A 15177-nucleotide genomic window follows, 5' to 3' on the forward strand; every position below is an offset into this window, starting at 1 on the left:
CGAAGATGAGCAGCCGGGACGGGCGCAATTTGACTTACGGAATGCTGGACCGGATCGGCCGCGCGATTGTGACCGGGGCCTACGACAGTACCCCGTTTCCGACCGAGGCATCTCTCGCCACCGAATTCGGCGTGAGCCGGTCGGTGGTTCGCGAGGCGGTCAAGATGCTGGGGGCGAAAGGTCTGCTGACCGCACGCCCGCGCAAGGGCACGACCATTCAGCCGGCAACCTACTGGAACCTCTTCGATCCCGATGTCCTGCGCTGGCTGCTCGAGCGCAAGTTCTCCCTGGAATTGCTCAGACATTTCACCGAGTTACGGATCGCCATAGAGCCCGGCGCCGCGGCATTGGCGGCGCGGACGCATGATGGGGAGGGGTTGGCGATCATTTCAGCCGGATTCGCACGGATGGTCGCGGCCGAGGCCGGCGACGACGATCCGCTCGATTCCGACATCGCCTTCCATGTCGCGATCCTCGAAGCGTGCGGCAATCCGTTCTACCGTCAGTTCCGCGACGTGGTCGAGACCGCGCTGCGCACGTCGATCAGATTCACCAATAGATTCAAAGGCAGAACCGCCGATCTCGACCAGCACCGGGCGGTTCTGGAGGCGATCGAGCGCCACGATTCCGAGGCCGCGGGCACTGCGATGGCGGCGCTGATCATCGACGTCCAGGCGCTGATTGCGGCCGCGGAACAGGAAGCCTGACGTGGAATGCATCGCCGACGTGGGCGCCGTTCTCGGCGAAGGACCCGTCTGGATAGCGCGCAATGAAGCGCTGCATTGGCTCGATATAGTGTCCGGAAGATTGTTCCAGAACGCTGCGGGACAGACCGATGTCGTCGAGCCGACGCAAACGCTGTGTTCGATCGTGCCGCGCGCCGCCGGCGGCTTCATCGGCGGCAGCCTCGACGGGATCGTCGCGATCGGCGCGGATTTCGCGATTGCCCCATTGGTCCATCCCGAAACCGATCAGCCAGGCAACCGCTTCAACGACGGCAAGGTCGACCGCGAGGGCCGCTTCTGGGCGGGAACGATGGACCGGACGGAAAGGGCCGCCAGCGGCTCGCTCTACCGCCTCGATGCGGACCGCCGCTGCACCCGGATCGACAGCGGCTACACCGTCACCAACGGGCCCGCCTTCAGCGTCGATGGCCGGACGATGTACCACACCGATTCCGGCCGCCAGATCATCTACGCGTTCGAGCTCGACCGCGCCGGCAACGCCTCCAACCGCCGCGTCTTCGCCCAATTCGGCGAGGGCGACGGCTATCCCGACGGGATGACCGTCGATGCCGAGGATTGCCTATGGGTGGCTTTCTGGGACGGCTGGTGCATCCGCCGCCTCTCGCCGACGGGCGAAAGGTTGCAGGAGATCGCGGTGCCAGTCCAGCGCCCCACGAGCTGCGCGTTCGGCGGCGAGCGGCTGGACAAGCTTTTCATCACCTCGGCGCGCCGCGATTTCACCCCAGCGGAACTGGAACGCCAGCCGCAGGCGGGCGGTTTGTTCTGTTTCGAGCCCGGCGTGACGGGCATCGCCGAATTGCCGTTCGCAGGCTGAAGGAGACGAAAGATCGCCCACTTCATGTTCGCCACGGGGATCGAGAACAGCATCCCCACCATCGACGGCGGCCGGACCCGCGTCGACCAGATGGAATCGTGCGGCCACTACGAGCACTGGAAAGTCGACTTCGACTGCGTCGAAGAACTCGGCATCCACTACCTGCGCTACGGCCCCCCGCTCCACACCACCTATCGCGGGCCGGGACGGTACGATTGGCAGTTCGCCGACGAGACCCTGGCCGACCTCAAGCGCCGCAACATCACCCCGCTGCTCGACTTGTGCCATTTCGGCGTGCCGGACTGGATCGGCAATTTCCAGAACCCCGACTTCCCGCAACTGTTCGCGCTCTACGCGGGCGCGTTCGCCGAGCGCTATCCGTGGGTCCAGCTCTACACCCCGATCAACGAGATGTTCATCTGCGCGGTGTTCTCCGCCCGCTACGGCTGGTGGAACGAGCAGATGACGACGGACCGTTCGTTCGTCACCGCGCTCAAGCACATCGTCAAAGCCAATGTCATGGCTATGATCGAGATCCTCAAGCGCCGGCCCGACGCGATCTTCGTCCAGAGCGAGTCCTCGGAATACTTCCACGCCGACAGTCCGGCGGCGATCGCCCCGGCCGAAATCCGCAACCAGTGGCGGTTCCTCTCGCTCGACCTCAACTACGGCCGCCGGGTCGACAGCGACATGTACGAGTACCTGCTGGAAAACGGCATGAGCCGCGATGAATACAACTGGTTCCTGACCCACCGGCTCAAGCAGCACTGCATCCTCGGCAACGACTACTACATGACCAACGAGCACCGCGTGTACGCCGATGGGCATACCGACGCGGCGGGCGAAGTGTTCGGCTACGCCGAGATCACGCGCCAGTACTTCGATCGCTACAGCCTGCCCGTGATGCACACCGAAACGAACCTGCGCGAAGGCCCACGCGGCGACGAAGCGGTGCTGTGGCTATGGAAGGAGTGGGCCAACGTCCTGCGCGTGCGCAACGTCGGCATCCCGACAGTCGGGTTCACCTGGTATTCGCTGACCGACCAGACCGACTGGGATACCGCGTTGCGCGAGAAGAAGGGCAGCGTCTGCCCGGTCGGCCTCTACGACCTCGACCGCAACATTCGCGCGGTCGGCAAGGCCTACAAGAAGCTCATCGCCGACTGGCGGGAGATCCTGCCCGCATCGAGCATGTGCCTCACCGTTCCGATCGTGCCGCCGGGGCACTCCGAGCGGCTCTACGCCCTGGAGCAGCAGGCCGAGGCCGCCGAGCGGATGCGGGCCCGGCTCGGCTGACTGCGCTCCGCCGTTTCAGGCTGCGGCCGCGACGTCCGGCAACCCGGCCAAGGCATAGCGCGCTTCACAATGCGCCTCCTCTGCGGTCAGCCCACGCAGGTAAGTCACACACAGGTGTCGACCGAAAAAGTCGTCACCACGCATGCGGATCTCCGCCTCCGCGCCGTTGGGCAGGCTGTCGCGCAGCCGGCTAAGTTCTTCGATGATGTCGTCGAGCGATCGGTGGCTGTCGATCTCGACGTATTCTCTAACCCGTCTTTGCATAATCTGCCCCCGCAGATGATGTGATTGAAACGATCCAAATTCAGCCCGGCCTTTATCGTTCGGATCGGCACCGGCCAGTGAGCCGATCCGCGCTTGGCAAATTATCTTCTCAGGAAACCTATAACATTTGTGACAGCAATTCGTTTACCCGCCGCTCGGCATCTTTCAGTGCCCTATCCACAGGTTTGAGCCCCGTCACCGCTGCTTCGATCTCCTCCGCCAGCAGCCCTTGGATCGCCGACTGCCGCTGAACGTATGCTGGCAATTGCCCGCCGGTCGCGGCCATCGCGGCGATTTCGCTGCGGTGGGGGAGCGCCTTGAACTGCGGCATGTCGAGCACCGCCTTGAAGGCAGGCAGATGCCCGGTTCGCGTCCAGTCGTAGTTGTGCCGCGCGAGGAACCCGAGAAAGGCGGAGATCGCCTTCAGCTCCGCTGCGGTGCGCTCGCGCTTCGGCATGATCCACGAATGCCCGTCGACGAACGCCGCCGGGTGGCCGTAGATCGCCGGATAAGGCACCACCGCATAGGACTTGTAGAGCGGCCGGCCCGGCGTGTTGGCCTCCGTGTCGTAGGGCCCGATCATCCAGGTGCCGACGGGGAAGATGCCCCCTTCCCCGTTGGTGAACGCCTGCGTCGCGGCGGAGAAATCCTGGCTCCGCGTCGTAAGGCCTTCGGCATGGATCAGGCGCAGCAGCTCGACGATCTCGCGCGCCTGCGGCGTGTCGATGCGAATGTGCCGCGCATCGGGAAATATCACCTGATCCTGGGCGAGAAGGTAAGTGTATACATTGCGGACGTGGGTCGCCGGATCGTTGACCTGCGCCTGGATGAGGTAAGGCTTGCCGGTCGCCTCGCGAAACTGCCGGGCGTGGTCGAGCAGCTCCTCCGGCGAGTTCGGCAGCACCGGCTTGCCGCCTCGCATCAGCCCGGCCTCGTCCATCAGCGCGGTATTGATGTGGAAGAGGCCGCCGATGGTGTCCCACGGCATGGCGTAGATGCGCCCGTCCTTGACCACCCCTGCCCTGCCCGCCGGGGTGAAGTCGTCGGCAGTAATGCCGGCGTCCTTCAGCACCGCGTCCATCGGCGCGAGCAGGCCGAGGGCCTGGTAGTCCGAGATCACCGACTGGTGCATCGTCACGAGATCGGGTGGATCGCCCGCCGCCAACTGGGCCGATAGTTGGGGGTAGCCCGGCCAGGCGACGACGTTGACCTTGATCCGGACGTCGGGATTTTCCGCTTCGAACGCATTGATCATGGTGGCGAGTATGCCGCACTCGGTTTCCGCCTTGGCGACGTCGGTGGTCGAGCCGTAAACCGCCCCGCACTCGCCGAAGAAGCGCTGGACCACGATCGTCGTCCGGTCGTCGCCCCGGCTGCATGCCGCCAGCAGCACCGCAGCGAGCAGAACGAGCGCGCGCCTCATCGCACCGCCGTCCCCGCCATCGCCCGCACGATCTGTTTCTGGAATATGAGATAGACGATAAGGATCGGGATCGAGGCGAAGACCGCCTGCGCCATCAGGAAGCCGAGCCCGCTGGTCTGCGCATAGTTCATCTGCGACGACGCGAGCCCGACGGTCAGCGTGAACCGGTCGCTGGTCGTCGCCGAGATCAGCGGCCACCAATACTCGTTCCACGAGCCGAGGAAGGTGAACACGCCCAGCGTTGCCTGTGCCGGAATCGTCAGCGGCAGCAGCACCTTCCAGAACAGCGTGAAGCGCGTCGCGCCATCGAGCATCGCGGCTTCGTCGAGCTCGACCGGGATCGCGCGGAAATACTGGGTCATGAAGAATACCCCGAACGGGGCGACCAGCCCGGGCAGCATCAGCCCGGGATACGAATTGTGGAGCCCAAGGTCGGCGAACAACTGGTGGCGCGGTAGAATGACCGCCTGTTCGGGAATCGCGAGCCCGAACAGCACGAGCGCGAAGATCGTCTTGCGAAAGGGGAATTCGAGCCGGGCGAAGCCGTAGCCCGCCAGCGAGCAGAGTATCAGCACCCCGGCGGTGGTGCCCAGCGAAACGATCGCGCTGTTGAGCAGCCAGCGCGGCACCATCGATGCCGCCACGATCGCCTGGTAATTTTCCAGGGTATACGGCGGGGAGAACGCCGCCGCGCTGTCGCGCATCAGTTCGTCGTTGCTCTTGAACGACAGCAGCAGCGTCCAGATCAGTGGCGCGACCATGATCGCCGCGCCAATCAGCAGCGCGATCAGCGCCGGAAGCGACAGGCGGTTGCGCTCGCCGCTCACCGGGCGGCGTCCATGCGGCTTACCGTCCAGTACTGCAGCGCGGTGACCACCAGCACGAGCAGGAACAACACCTCGGCCGCGGCGATGGCGTAGCCGAGTTCCCACCGGCCGAAGGCAAGCTCGTAGATGTAGAGCACGATCGGCCGCGACCGCCCGCTCGGGCCGCCCGAGGTGAGCAATTGCGCCTGGCCGAAGATCTGCAGCTGCGCGGCGGTCTGCAGCATGACGACCAGCACCAGCGTGCGCCGTAGCGACGGCAGGGTGACCTTCCAGAACGTCGTCCACCGGCTCGCCCGGTCGAGCGCGGCGGCCTCGTAAACGTCGCCCGGAATCTGCTGTAAGCCGGCGAGGAACAGCATCATCGGCAGCCCGAGGCTCCACCAGATCGTAGTGATGGCGAGCGCGGGAATGGTCAGGTCCGGGTGGCTGAGGAAGGGGATCGGCTCCTGCCCGAACCAGGCAAGCACCTTGGCGATGAGCCCGGCGTCGGGGGTAAGCACGAACCGCCAGATCAGCGTGACGATGGTCACCGAGAGGACCGACGAGGAAAAGAATACCCCGCGCAGGATACCCGCCGAGCGGGTGGTGCGGTTGAGCGCGAGCGCCAGCAGGAGCGTGATGACGGTGAGCGTCGGCACGATAAGCAGGGCGAGCAGGAAAGTGTTGCCGACCGCCTCGTAGAAGATCGGGTCGGCGAACAACCTTGCGTAGTTTTCAAGACCCACGAAGCGGCGCGAACCGAACAGGTCCGCCCGGTTCAGGCTGATCTCGAACCCCATCAGCAAGGGGTAGAGAAGCAGGAAGGCATAGAGCGCGACGAAGGGCCCGACGAACGCGTAGCCATGCCAGGCTTTCCCCGTGCGCGCGCCCCTCATGCGTCGGCCACCGCGTGGTAGCCCGTCCCGTCGGGGCCGAAGATGTGGGCTGCCCCGCCGTCGATGGCGAGCCCGACGCGGTCGCCGATCCGGAGCGTGCTGGCGCCCTCGTCGACCGCGGTCGCTTCCTGCCCGTCCGCCAGCCGCGCGTAGACGAGCGTGCGGTCACCCAGCCGTTCGACGAGGATCGTTTCCGCATCGACCGTTCCCGATCCCGGCGCGACCGCGCGCACGTTTTCGGGGCGCAGGCCGAGCGTCAGCTCGTCGGTCGCCGGCAGGTCGGCAACGGGAACCCGGGTCTCGACGAGGCCGCCCTCGCCCAGCGATACGGTCGCGAACTCGGCCGACGCGGCCCGCGTCACCCGCAGCAAGGCGATCGCCGGCGAACCGACGAACGCGGCCACGAAAGTGTTGGCCGGCCGGGTGTAGACTTCCATCGGTGCGCCAACCTGCTGGATGCGCCGGTCGTTCATCACCACGATGCGGTCCGCCAGCGTCATCGCCTCGGCTTGGTCGTGCGTGACCATGATCACCCCTGCTTCGACCCGCCGGCGCAGCTGCGCGAGCTCCACCCGGGTGCGGTTGCGCAGGGCCGCGTCGAGGTTCGACAGCGGCTCGTCGAGCAGGAACAGTTTGGGCTGCTTGACGATCGCCCGGCCGATGGCGACGCGCTGGCGCTGGCCGCCGGAAAGCTGGCCGGGCTTGCGGTCCAGCAGGCTTTCGATCTCGAGCACGGCGGCGGCCTGCTCGATGCGCGCCGCGATCTCGCCGGCCGAGACGCGCGCGTTGCGCAGGCCGAACGCCATGTTGTCGCGCACGGACATGTGCGGATAGAGCGCGTAGTGCTGGAACACCATCGCCACCCCGCGGTCGCCCGGCGGCAGCCGGTCGATCCGATCGCCGGCAAGCCTGACTTCGCCGCTGTCCGCTGTCTCCAGCCCGGCGATGATGCGCAGCAAGGTGGACTTCCCGCTTCCGGAGGGACCCAGGAAGGCGATGAACTCGCACGGCACCATCGCCAGCGATACACCGTCGAGGACCAAGGTTTCGCCGTAGGACTTGCGAATCTCGCTGAGTTCCAGACCGCTCACCCTCGCCACCTCTTTTATCAGACAATTGTTCATCGGCCAGCTTGGCGGCCGCGTCAATCCGCGTTCAGTAGGCGGGCTCGAGGAGCCCTTCGATCACGTGGTGCTGGATGACCGGTTCGAGCTCCTCGACCGTGCGGTAAGTGAGGTGGGAACGCACCTGTTCGGGCAATGCGGCAAGATAGCCCGGGGTGACCTGCAAGTCGTGATGCTGCGCGTTGATCGCTCCCGGGGCGTCGACCCCGACCACCAGCACCGGCCGGGCCTCTTGCGAGCGGTTGGCCGTCCCGCGGTGGATCGTCACAGCCGAACGCGCCGAAATGTCGCCACGCTGCGGGAGCTTCTGCTCGGCGCGCGCCTCATACCTGGGCCACAACGCGCGCGGCGGGAACATCCCCCTCGTGCAGCCTTCGAACATGTCCCACTGCGTGCCGGGCGCGATCTCGAAGGGGCCCATCTCGGGAACGGTGTCGACCGCGGTGAGATTGAAGGCGAGCGAGTTGAGCCGGCGGCCGACGGTGGTTTCGGCCGGTGGTGCGAAGTCGCGGTGCCAGGGCTGATCGGTGGCGCCGGGGAATGGAATATCGAACCCCACCTCGACGATCTTGTATTCGGGGCCGAGGACGGCGCTGCACACGGCGACGAACCACGGATGGGTCGCGATTTCGACGAAGCCGCCGATCCGCTCGGGCTGCACTTCGACGTAAAACCGGCACGGGCCCCTCGGCAGCGCACCGCCGGGAATGGAGTTCGCCTCCTCGAACAGCTTCTCGATGTCGCCGCGCAACCGATCGGCGAAGGCGACGTCGAACGCGCCCCGGAGCGCGATGATGCCGTCGCCGTACAGCCCGCGCATGATCTCCGACGGCTCCGGCGGTTCGGTCTTGCGCATCGGGCCTCCCACCTCTAGCAGCGATTTATCGGATAAATCAGACCCGGCTTGGGTCAAGTTGTTTTCGGCAAAACGGCGCTGCGGACCAGAATGAAGAACCCTTTCGAGATCGAAGCCAGCGAAAGCGACGGGACCACGACTCTCCGCGTGTCGATCAACGGATCGGCTCGCAGCTTCCGCCTGACGGGCGGCAAGCACCAGGACTACCTCGATCTCTTCTCGGCGCTGGCCGAGCAATGCGGCACCCGGCCGCCGCACACTTTCGACGGTCCGGTGGCGGGCGACGACCCTGAGCCGGACTGGCGGCCGCTTATCATCGAGAACCTGAGCGATCGCACGACCGCCGGATATGGCGACCCCGCGGTGCTCAAGGTCGACGACGGCTATATCCTCGTCGCCACCTCCAACGATGCGCCCGACGCGTTTCCAGTCCTTCATTCGCCCGATCTCGAACGATGGACTCACCACGGCTTCGTCTTCCCCGAGGGCGAGGCGCCCGAGTGGACCGCGCACGGCCGTGAGGTGGGCGATTTCTGGGCTCCGGAGATGGCCCGCGTGGGCAATGAATACTGGCTCGTCTACACGGCCCGCCAGCGTTCGAATGCGCTGGCCATAGGGCTCGCCAAGAGCGACAGCCCCTATGGCCCCTGGCACGACCTCGGCCACCCCCTCATCAGCGCGCATGCCGTCAACACGACCGACATACCGGACAACGCAGGATTGCCGGTGCTGAGCGGTGGGGTGATCGATTCGCACATCTTCATCGATGACAACGGCGATCGTTACCTGTTCTGGAAGCGCGACAACAACGGGGTCTGGCCCCGCCCGTTGGCCCGGTTGCTTGGCCAGCGGCCCGACCTCGTCGAGGCGCTTTTCAGCGAGCCCGCAGACCGCCTCACCGCGCACTTTGCCGCGGCCGTACTGCCGTGGGCCCAATCGCGCCGTCCGATGGAGCGGTTCTTCTTCATGCAACCGCTGATCGAGGCGGTCCTGGCGAACTGGAATCATGCCAAGGCGTTGCTGGCCGAGGTGCCGGAAGCGGCGATGATCCTCGATGCCATGACCACTCCCATTCACGCACAACGACTGTCGGAGGAAGGCGAGCTGATCGGCCAAGACACGCTGGTCCTCGCCAACGATCTCGATTGGGAAGGCCATCTCATCGAAGGGCCGTTCGTGACCCGTCAGGACGGGAAATACTGGTTGTTCTACGCCGGCAACGACTTCGGCACGCCGGCCTATGGGATCGGGGTGGCGGTCTCGGACCATGTCCTCGGTCCTTACGTGAAACGCCCCGAACCCTTGCTCAAGTCGAGCCATGCATGGTGGGCACCCGGGCATGCCTCGGTCGCGGCTGGTCTCGACGGCAAGCCGCAGCTGTTCTTCCACGCATTCTTTCCTGGAACAGGCGGCTACAACACCTTCCGCGCTCTCCTGACGACGCCCCTGGTGTTCGAGGGCAACGAGGTCACTGCCGGCGGCATTGGGAGCTAGTCACTTCCCTCAAGTGTGCGGAAGCGCGAGCGTGTATCGCGCGCTTCCGCAACTCGCGTCGTTCGACCGAGGCTAGAACTCTCCCGCCAGGCCTACCCGAACCGCGTTGTTCTTGTTGCCCGCAAAGGAAAAGCCGGCTCCGATGGCGAAGGGCTTTTCCGACGCGATCCGATGCAGGAAAGATCCCCCCGCCGCCTGTTCGCCTCGGAAATTGGCCAGGTTGAGGACGAACGACGTGCGCCCCTCTTCGGAAGGCATGGGGGCTTGCCCCATTGCGACAGCCGCGGCGGTGCCCTGCTGCGCATCGCGGCGGTCCAGGGCGCGAAGATCGAACAGCTCGTCCACGCGGCTTCCCAACGTGGAGCTCGCTACCAAGAGGCCGGCCAACTGGGACGCCTGTGCCGCCGATGCGCTCTGAAGCGCCGCTACGGCTGGAATGATGGCCGTATCCCGGCCCACGGTTCCGTTGGCGTCGACAGTGGCGACCGCGATCGCTCCGGCCTGGGCCGCCGTGCTTGCGGCGATATCGCCAATCCGGACCGAGCTTCCCGCCCCGCCCAGGGCGACCTGGTTGACCGCGGACGTTGCGGCACCAGCTCCGACCGCGGTTGAACCGTCGAACGTGGCGGAAGCAGCGCGGCCGATGGCGGTGCCCCCCACCCCCGATGCGGTGGCCAGGGCCCCGACGGCCGTCGCGTTGGCGGCGTTGGCGGTTGCACGAACGCCCAGCGCAACAGTGCCGGCTTGGGTGGCCACGGCCGCATTGCCCAGCGCGGTTGAACCCATGCCGGTCGCCTGCGTGAAGGGGCCCACCGCGGTTCCGTTCAAACCGCTGGCAAGGGCCTGATGACCGTGAGCCACCGTGAAGTTGCTTGTTGCCCTCGCTTGGTAGCCAAACGCTTGGGAGCCGGTCGCCGTGGCAGCGGTCTCGCTGCCGATCGCCGACGATCGCAGGCCGGAGGCCAAGGCCTGCTCACCCACCGCCGTCGCCTCGTCATTGGTTGCCGCTGCCACGTTGCCCACTGCGACGGCACCCGCTCCTGTCGCGTTTGAATCGACGCCGCACTCGGTGCTCGCCGCTCCTGCACCGACGTTGCATTCTGGCGTCGGGTCCGCGAGCGCTGTCGACGGGTAAAGTGACGCACCCAACCCCAGTAACGCCGCCTGTGCTACGCCCAATCGAATCATGCTCATTTCTCGTTCTCCCACCTGATTTGCCGGCGCACCCTGCGCGGGCCTTCGGGGAGTCTCGGTCGCGCTTCCCGACTGTTACGGGCCTGAAACTGTGTTAGGCTGGCGACCGCGAGATCCCGCTGCGAGCGAGATCTGACCGGGACAGGTGGTGGCGTGAATGAACGAAACCAGATCTTTTCCTGATGCTTTTCCGTTGGGAGAGTTGTCCCAGGCGTCGGCGCCCAGCCGCGCGGAACCGCAGCAGCTGGCGCGTCGCGCGGATTTTTCGCTGGGGGCCGCGACGATCCGGCCATCGGTCCGCACCGTCGAGGGGCCGGGCGGCTCGGCCCCCGCCGAGCCGCGCGTGATGCAGGTTCTCGTGGCGCTGGCGGATGCGCAAGGCGCGGTCCTGTCGCGCGACGACCTCATCCGCAGTTGCTGGAAAGGCCAAATCGTCGGCGACGATTCGATAAACCGCGCGATTTCCGAGGTTCGCCGGATCGCCAGGAAGACCGAGGGTGGTTTCGAGATCGAAACCATTCCGAGGATCGGCTTCAGGCTAAAACAAACCGCGGGGAAGATTGGACGCGCTGACCCCGTTGAAGGAACGCCCCCTCGGCCCGATGCAATCGGCCGTCGCGGCCTCATCGTCGGCGGGTTGGCGGTTGCCGCGGCGGCTGGCGGGACCATCTGGGCAACGGGACGGCCATCGGAAGATCGGGCATTGCGCCTGATCGAGCAAAGCCAAGAAGCCATGCTCCCTGGATCCGAAGAAGCTGGGCGAAAGGCGGTCGCACTGCTCGAACAGGCGGTCGCCGAAGCCCCGGCGAACGCGAATGCGTGGGGCCTGCTTGCCCTGACCCGCGCGCGGGTCGACGAGCATGCGATGACCAGGACAACGTTTCCGACAGCGAAGGTATTCGAGGCGGCGAACCGCGCGCTCGAGATCGACCCGCGGAATGCCGACGCGAAGGCGGCATTGGCCTTGGCGGCTCCGTACTACGGCGACTGGCTGAATGCCGAGCGCCGATACGACGCCGTCCTTGCGGATTACCCGGACCACGTTGTGACCTGGGATTCGCGATCGTTCTTCTACGGGGCCGTGGGCCGCATGCGCGAAAGCGCGACTTCTCGCATGGCCTTTCTCGGAAGCCGCCCGTTCGACGCCGGATTCCTGTACCGGGAAGTCTATGCGCTGTGGTTCCTGGGCCGTCTTGCCGATGCTGATCGGGCTGCGGCGAGAGGTCTCGAGATGTGGCCGGGGCATTCGGGACTGTGGTTCGCGAAGCTATGGGTGCTCGCGGCGACCGGCCGCTTCCAGCGAGCCGTCGCCCATGTGAACGACAAAGCCATGCGGCCGGAGCTCCCCGCTCCCATGATCGCCTCGTTGCGGGCAGCAATCGGTGCCGCGGAAAGTCGGGTTACGGCCGACGTCGATCGCGCGTCTCAGGCGATCGTCGCAGGCGTCGGAAAGAGCGTTGCGGGCGTGGTCAACGCTCTCATGTGCCTCAACCTTATGGGCGCGACCGATGCTGCCTTTGCCGTGGCGCAGGCTTATTATCTCGAGGACGGGCCGATCATCGCATCGATGCAATGGCGGCCCGGCCAGCCCAACGTGCCCGACCAGCGCCGGCGCAAAACGAATATGCTCTTCACCCCCGTCGCCGCCGGTATGCGGCGCGACCCGCGTTTCATGCCCATGCTGGAGCGGATGGGGCTCGCCGCCTACTGGGACCGCCGGGGCGTAACGCCTGATTTCCTACGGGGCCAGCCCGCGTGAGCGGCGGTTGCGCCGAAACGGTTTGCGGGGTTCTGGCCAGTTTGCCCATCGAAAGCTACTGCTGGGAGTTGGTAGCGGAGGAGGGATCCACGGATACAATGTAACCAATTGATATTTAAAAGCTATTTGCGGCCCCAACCTGCAAGATACCCCCATCGATACCCCCACTGCAAGCTTTGCGCCGAACCGTTATCAGAACGCGGCGAGCGATTCCGCCGGTCCGGCATGACAGCTCTCCACCAAGCCCGGCGCTTCATTGATCGGGCGTCCAGCTCTCGATTCCAAGATACGGGCGTGGCGCCGCTAGTTTAACCTCCCGGCCGCGAGCGGGCAAAGGATTCGGACGGCGATCGATCCGGCCGCTGCACTGTGGTGCTGAAGAAGTACCCCACCCACAGCGCCATGATGAAAGCTGGGGAACGCGGACCTTAGTCGGGTTCAAGCGAATGGCGGGGCAACCCGCCTTATCGTCCCTCACCGGCCGGTTCCTCTCATCCTGACCACGATGATTTGCAGCTAGTTACCTCATTGACCCTGGCCAATGAGCGGGCCTAAGCGCCTCGCAAGGTTGGCGATGCGCAAAGCGGAGTCATGCACGCTACAGCAATGATCGAGTCCCAAAGCCAACTGTTGGATGGACGCAGCTAGAGTCCTCACAAGCGTAGGTGCCGCGGTCGCGCACGGGGAGCATATCGAACCTTGACCCGGTCGCGAATGTTCTCGATGCCGTGGCGTTGTCGATCGAACTGGAGGCGGGAAAAGGGATGGCCGGATCTACACTCGACGACGATACGGCACCGCCAAGGCCGGCAGCCACGATTCTGTTGCTGCGTGATTCGCCGCAGTTTGAGGTCTTGATGGTCAAACGCCATCATCAGATCGACTTCGCGTCAGGTGCGTTGGTTTTTCCGGGCGGCAAAACGCACCAGGGAGACGCGGACCCCGCTTGGGCGGATCATGCCGCCGGATGGGGGTCGCTCGACCCCGTTGAGCGCGGGCTTCGGGTTGCCGCAATCCGCGAGGTTTACGAAGAAGCCGGCATCCTGCTTGCCCACCATGCCGATGGCCGGCCCTTCGCGGACGTATGCCACCCGGCCACTCGCGCGGCCGTCGACAAGGGAGATGCAGCGTTTCTCGATGTGGTTCGCGGACTTGGCGTGCGCCTTTCACTCGACGCCCTGACGGTGTTCGCCCGCTGGATAACGCCGGCAATCATGGCGAAGCGGTTCGATACTTTTTTCTACGCGGTGACTGCCCCGGCCGATCAGGTCGCGGCGTGCGACGGACACGAGGCGGTGGACGCCGAATGGATCGCGCCAGCCGACGCGTTGCGCCTTGCCGAAACCGGCGAACGCACGATCATCTTCCCCACGCGGATGAACCTCAAGCTGCTGGCGGAATCGCATAGTGCCAGCGAGGCGGTCGCGCGCGCGCGGGATAGGCCCCTGGTCGCGGTGCAGCCCCAATTGGTCGAGCGCCAGGGTCAAAGACTTCTGACGATCCCGCCCGATGCCGGCTATGGCGAAGTGGCCGAGGCGGTCTGACTAGCCGGCGCTCCATTCCGCCAGAACGGCTCGCAACGCGGCGGTGAACGCCAGCGGCTGATCCAGCATCAGGTGGTGCCGCGCTTCGGGTATCGCGATCATGGGGATGTCGGTGCCGCCGAGCTCGCGCACATAATCTCGTGAATCTGGGGTAAACAACAGGCTCTGCTCGCCGTGGATGATCGTCTTGCGCCCTGGCGCCGCCACCAGTCGCGGGCCGATCTCGAGCCACTCGCTGCGCATATTGTCGCGCTTGAACACCACCGGCGAGAACTTCCACGTCCAGGCGCCTTCCTCGCAGCGAAGAGAGTGATACGCCATGTAATCCATCAGGAACGGCTCGCCGACCGGCTGCGGCGGCGACAGGACGTAGCGCTCGCGAGCGCTCGCGTAGTCGGGATAGCGACGGTGCGGCCGATTGGGGTCGCCCGAACCAGGGCTGGTATGGCCGCCTCCCCAGAAGGCTTCCAGGTGCGACGGGCGCAGCACCATCAGATCGCAAATCGCCGCGCCGCCGAAAGCATCCGGCTCCAGCGAGAGCGCCCTCAGCGCCACCGCTGAGCCGAAACTGTGGGCGACGATGATCGGCTTGCGCGCGTGGCCGAAGAGCCCGAGCGCCTGGGCGACGCCGATCATCTCGCGCCCGCGCGCAGGGAGGTCGCATTCCTTCCGCACCTCGCTGTCGCCCATGCCCGAGAGGTCATAGGCGACCACGTGGTAGTCCGTGGCGAGAAACGGCGCGATGAAGGCGAAACACCGCGCGTGCGAAAGAAACCCGTGCGTCATGAGCACCGGGGGCGCCGCCGGGTCTCCCCAGGCGAAGTAGTGCATTCTCACCCGGTCGACGGTGACGAACCCTTCTTCGCGCGGAACCGAAAGCGCCGCAACGAACCAATCCGGCAGCCGTGACGGTTCGGCGGCCCAGGCGGGGTCGATATCGCTCGAGGGTGCGGACATTCGG

Annotated in this window: 14 protein-coding genes; 6 read left to right on the top strand and 8 right to left on the bottom strand. The window is 65.7% G+C overall.

The genetic code is table 11. The annotated features are described in order from the left end of the window. The first annotated feature begins 5 nt into the window (after positions 1–5). From ACWPM1_RS10100 to ACWPM1_RS10110, 3 genes are read left to right on the top strand one after another with little or no spacing between them, the layout of a single operon-like run. On the top strand, positions 6–707 hold the full coding sequence (locus ACWPM1_RS10100; RefSeq protein ID WP_455694703.1) for a FadR/GntR family transcriptional regulator: 702 nt from the start codon (positions 6–8) through the stop codon (positions 705–707). A 1-nt stretch (position 708) separates the two neighbouring features. After that, positions 709–1560, top strand: coding sequence for an SMP-30/gluconolactonase/LRE family protein (locus tag ACWPM1_RS10105; protein ID WP_455694704.1), 852 nt, complete (start codon positions 709–711; stop codon positions 1558–1560). Between the two features lie 24 nt (positions 1561–1584). After that, entirely contained in the window at positions 1585–2856 is a 1272-nt protein-coding gene (locus tag ACWPM1_RS10110) for a family 1 glycosylhydrolase (RefSeq protein ID WP_455694705.1), read from the top strand. Between the two features lie 15 nt (positions 2857–2871). Here ACWPM1_RS10110 and ACWPM1_RS10115 read toward each other — a convergent pair whose 3' ends face one another. From ACWPM1_RS10115 to ACWPM1_RS10140, 6 genes are all read right to left on the bottom strand, one after another. Continuing rightward, the gene (locus ACWPM1_RS10115; RefSeq protein WP_455694706.1) at positions 2872–3120 is read right to left on the bottom strand and encodes a hypothetical protein; all 249 of its coding nucleotides are present in this window, start codon (positions 3118–3120) and stop codon (positions 2872–2874) included. A 118-nt stretch (positions 3121–3238) separates the two neighbouring features. Then, entirely contained in the window at positions 3239–4543 is a 1305-nt protein-coding gene (locus tag ACWPM1_RS10120; RefSeq protein ID WP_455694707.1) for an ABC transporter substrate-binding protein, read from the bottom strand. Continuing rightward, entirely contained in the window at positions 4540–5370 is an 831-nt protein-coding gene (locus tag ACWPM1_RS10125) for a carbohydrate ABC transporter permease (RefSeq protein ID WP_455694708.1), read from the bottom strand. Before ACWPM1_RS10125 ends, ACWPM1_RS10120 begins: the two co-directional genes overlap by 4 nt. After that, positions 5367–6245, bottom strand: coding sequence for a carbohydrate ABC transporter permease (locus ACWPM1_RS10130; RefSeq protein ID WP_455694709.1), 879 nt, complete (start codon positions 6243–6245; stop codon positions 5367–5369). Before ACWPM1_RS10130 ends, ACWPM1_RS10125 begins: the two co-directional genes overlap by 4 nt. Beyond that, on the bottom strand, positions 6242–7336 hold the full coding sequence (locus ACWPM1_RS10135; RefSeq protein ID WP_455694710.1) for an ABC transporter ATP-binding protein: 1095 nt from the start codon (positions 7334–7336) through the stop codon (positions 6242–6244). The genes ACWPM1_RS10130 and ACWPM1_RS10135 overlap by 4 nt, the downstream gene beginning before the upstream one ends. A gap of 64 nt (positions 7337–7400) precedes the next feature. Beyond that, on the bottom strand, positions 7401–8225 hold the full coding sequence (locus ACWPM1_RS10140) for a phytanoyl-CoA dioxygenase family protein (protein ID WP_455694711.1): 825 nt from the start codon (positions 8223–8225) through the stop codon (positions 7401–7403). Between the two features lie 90 nt (positions 8226–8315). Between ACWPM1_RS10140 and ACWPM1_RS10145 the strand changes: the two genes are divergently transcribed. Beyond that, positions 8316–9719 carry a glycoside hydrolase family 43 protein gene (locus ACWPM1_RS10145; RefSeq protein WP_455694712.1) on the top strand — a complete coding sequence of 468 codons (1404 nt, stop codon included), beginning with the start codon at positions 8316–8318 and terminating at the stop codon, positions 9717–9719. Positions 9720–9791: 72 nt separating this feature from the next. On the opposite strand, the gene ACWPM1_RS10150 is transcribed toward ACWPM1_RS10145, so the two are convergent. Beyond that, positions 9792–10913 carry a hypothetical protein gene (locus tag ACWPM1_RS10150; protein ID WP_455694713.1) on the bottom strand — a complete coding sequence of 374 codons (1122 nt, stop codon included), beginning with the start codon at positions 10911–10913 and terminating at the stop codon, positions 9792–9794. A 202-nt stretch (positions 10914–11115) separates the two neighbouring features. Between ACWPM1_RS10150 and ACWPM1_RS10155 the strand changes: the two genes are divergently transcribed. Further along, positions 11116–12672 carry a winged helix-turn-helix domain-containing protein gene (locus ACWPM1_RS10155; protein WP_455694714.1) on the top strand — a complete coding sequence of 519 codons (1557 nt, stop codon included), beginning with the start codon at positions 11116–11118 and terminating at the stop codon, positions 12670–12672. A 734-nt stretch (positions 12673–13406) separates the two neighbouring features. Beyond that, positions 13407–14216 carry an NUDIX hydrolase gene (locus ACWPM1_RS10160; RefSeq protein WP_455694715.1) on the top strand — a complete coding sequence of 270 codons (810 nt, stop codon included), beginning with the start codon at positions 13407–13409 and terminating at the stop codon, positions 14214–14216. Here ACWPM1_RS10160 and ACWPM1_RS10165 read toward each other — a convergent pair whose 3' ends face one another. Further along, a complete protein-coding gene (locus ACWPM1_RS10165; RefSeq protein WP_455694716.1) occupies positions 14217–15173 on the bottom strand; it encodes an alpha/beta fold hydrolase in 957 nt (318 codons plus the stop codon). It lies immediately after the preceding gene. Between the last annotated feature and the right edge of the window lie 4 nt (positions 15174–15177).

This window comes from Tsuneonella sp. HG249, from assembly GCF_053819205.1.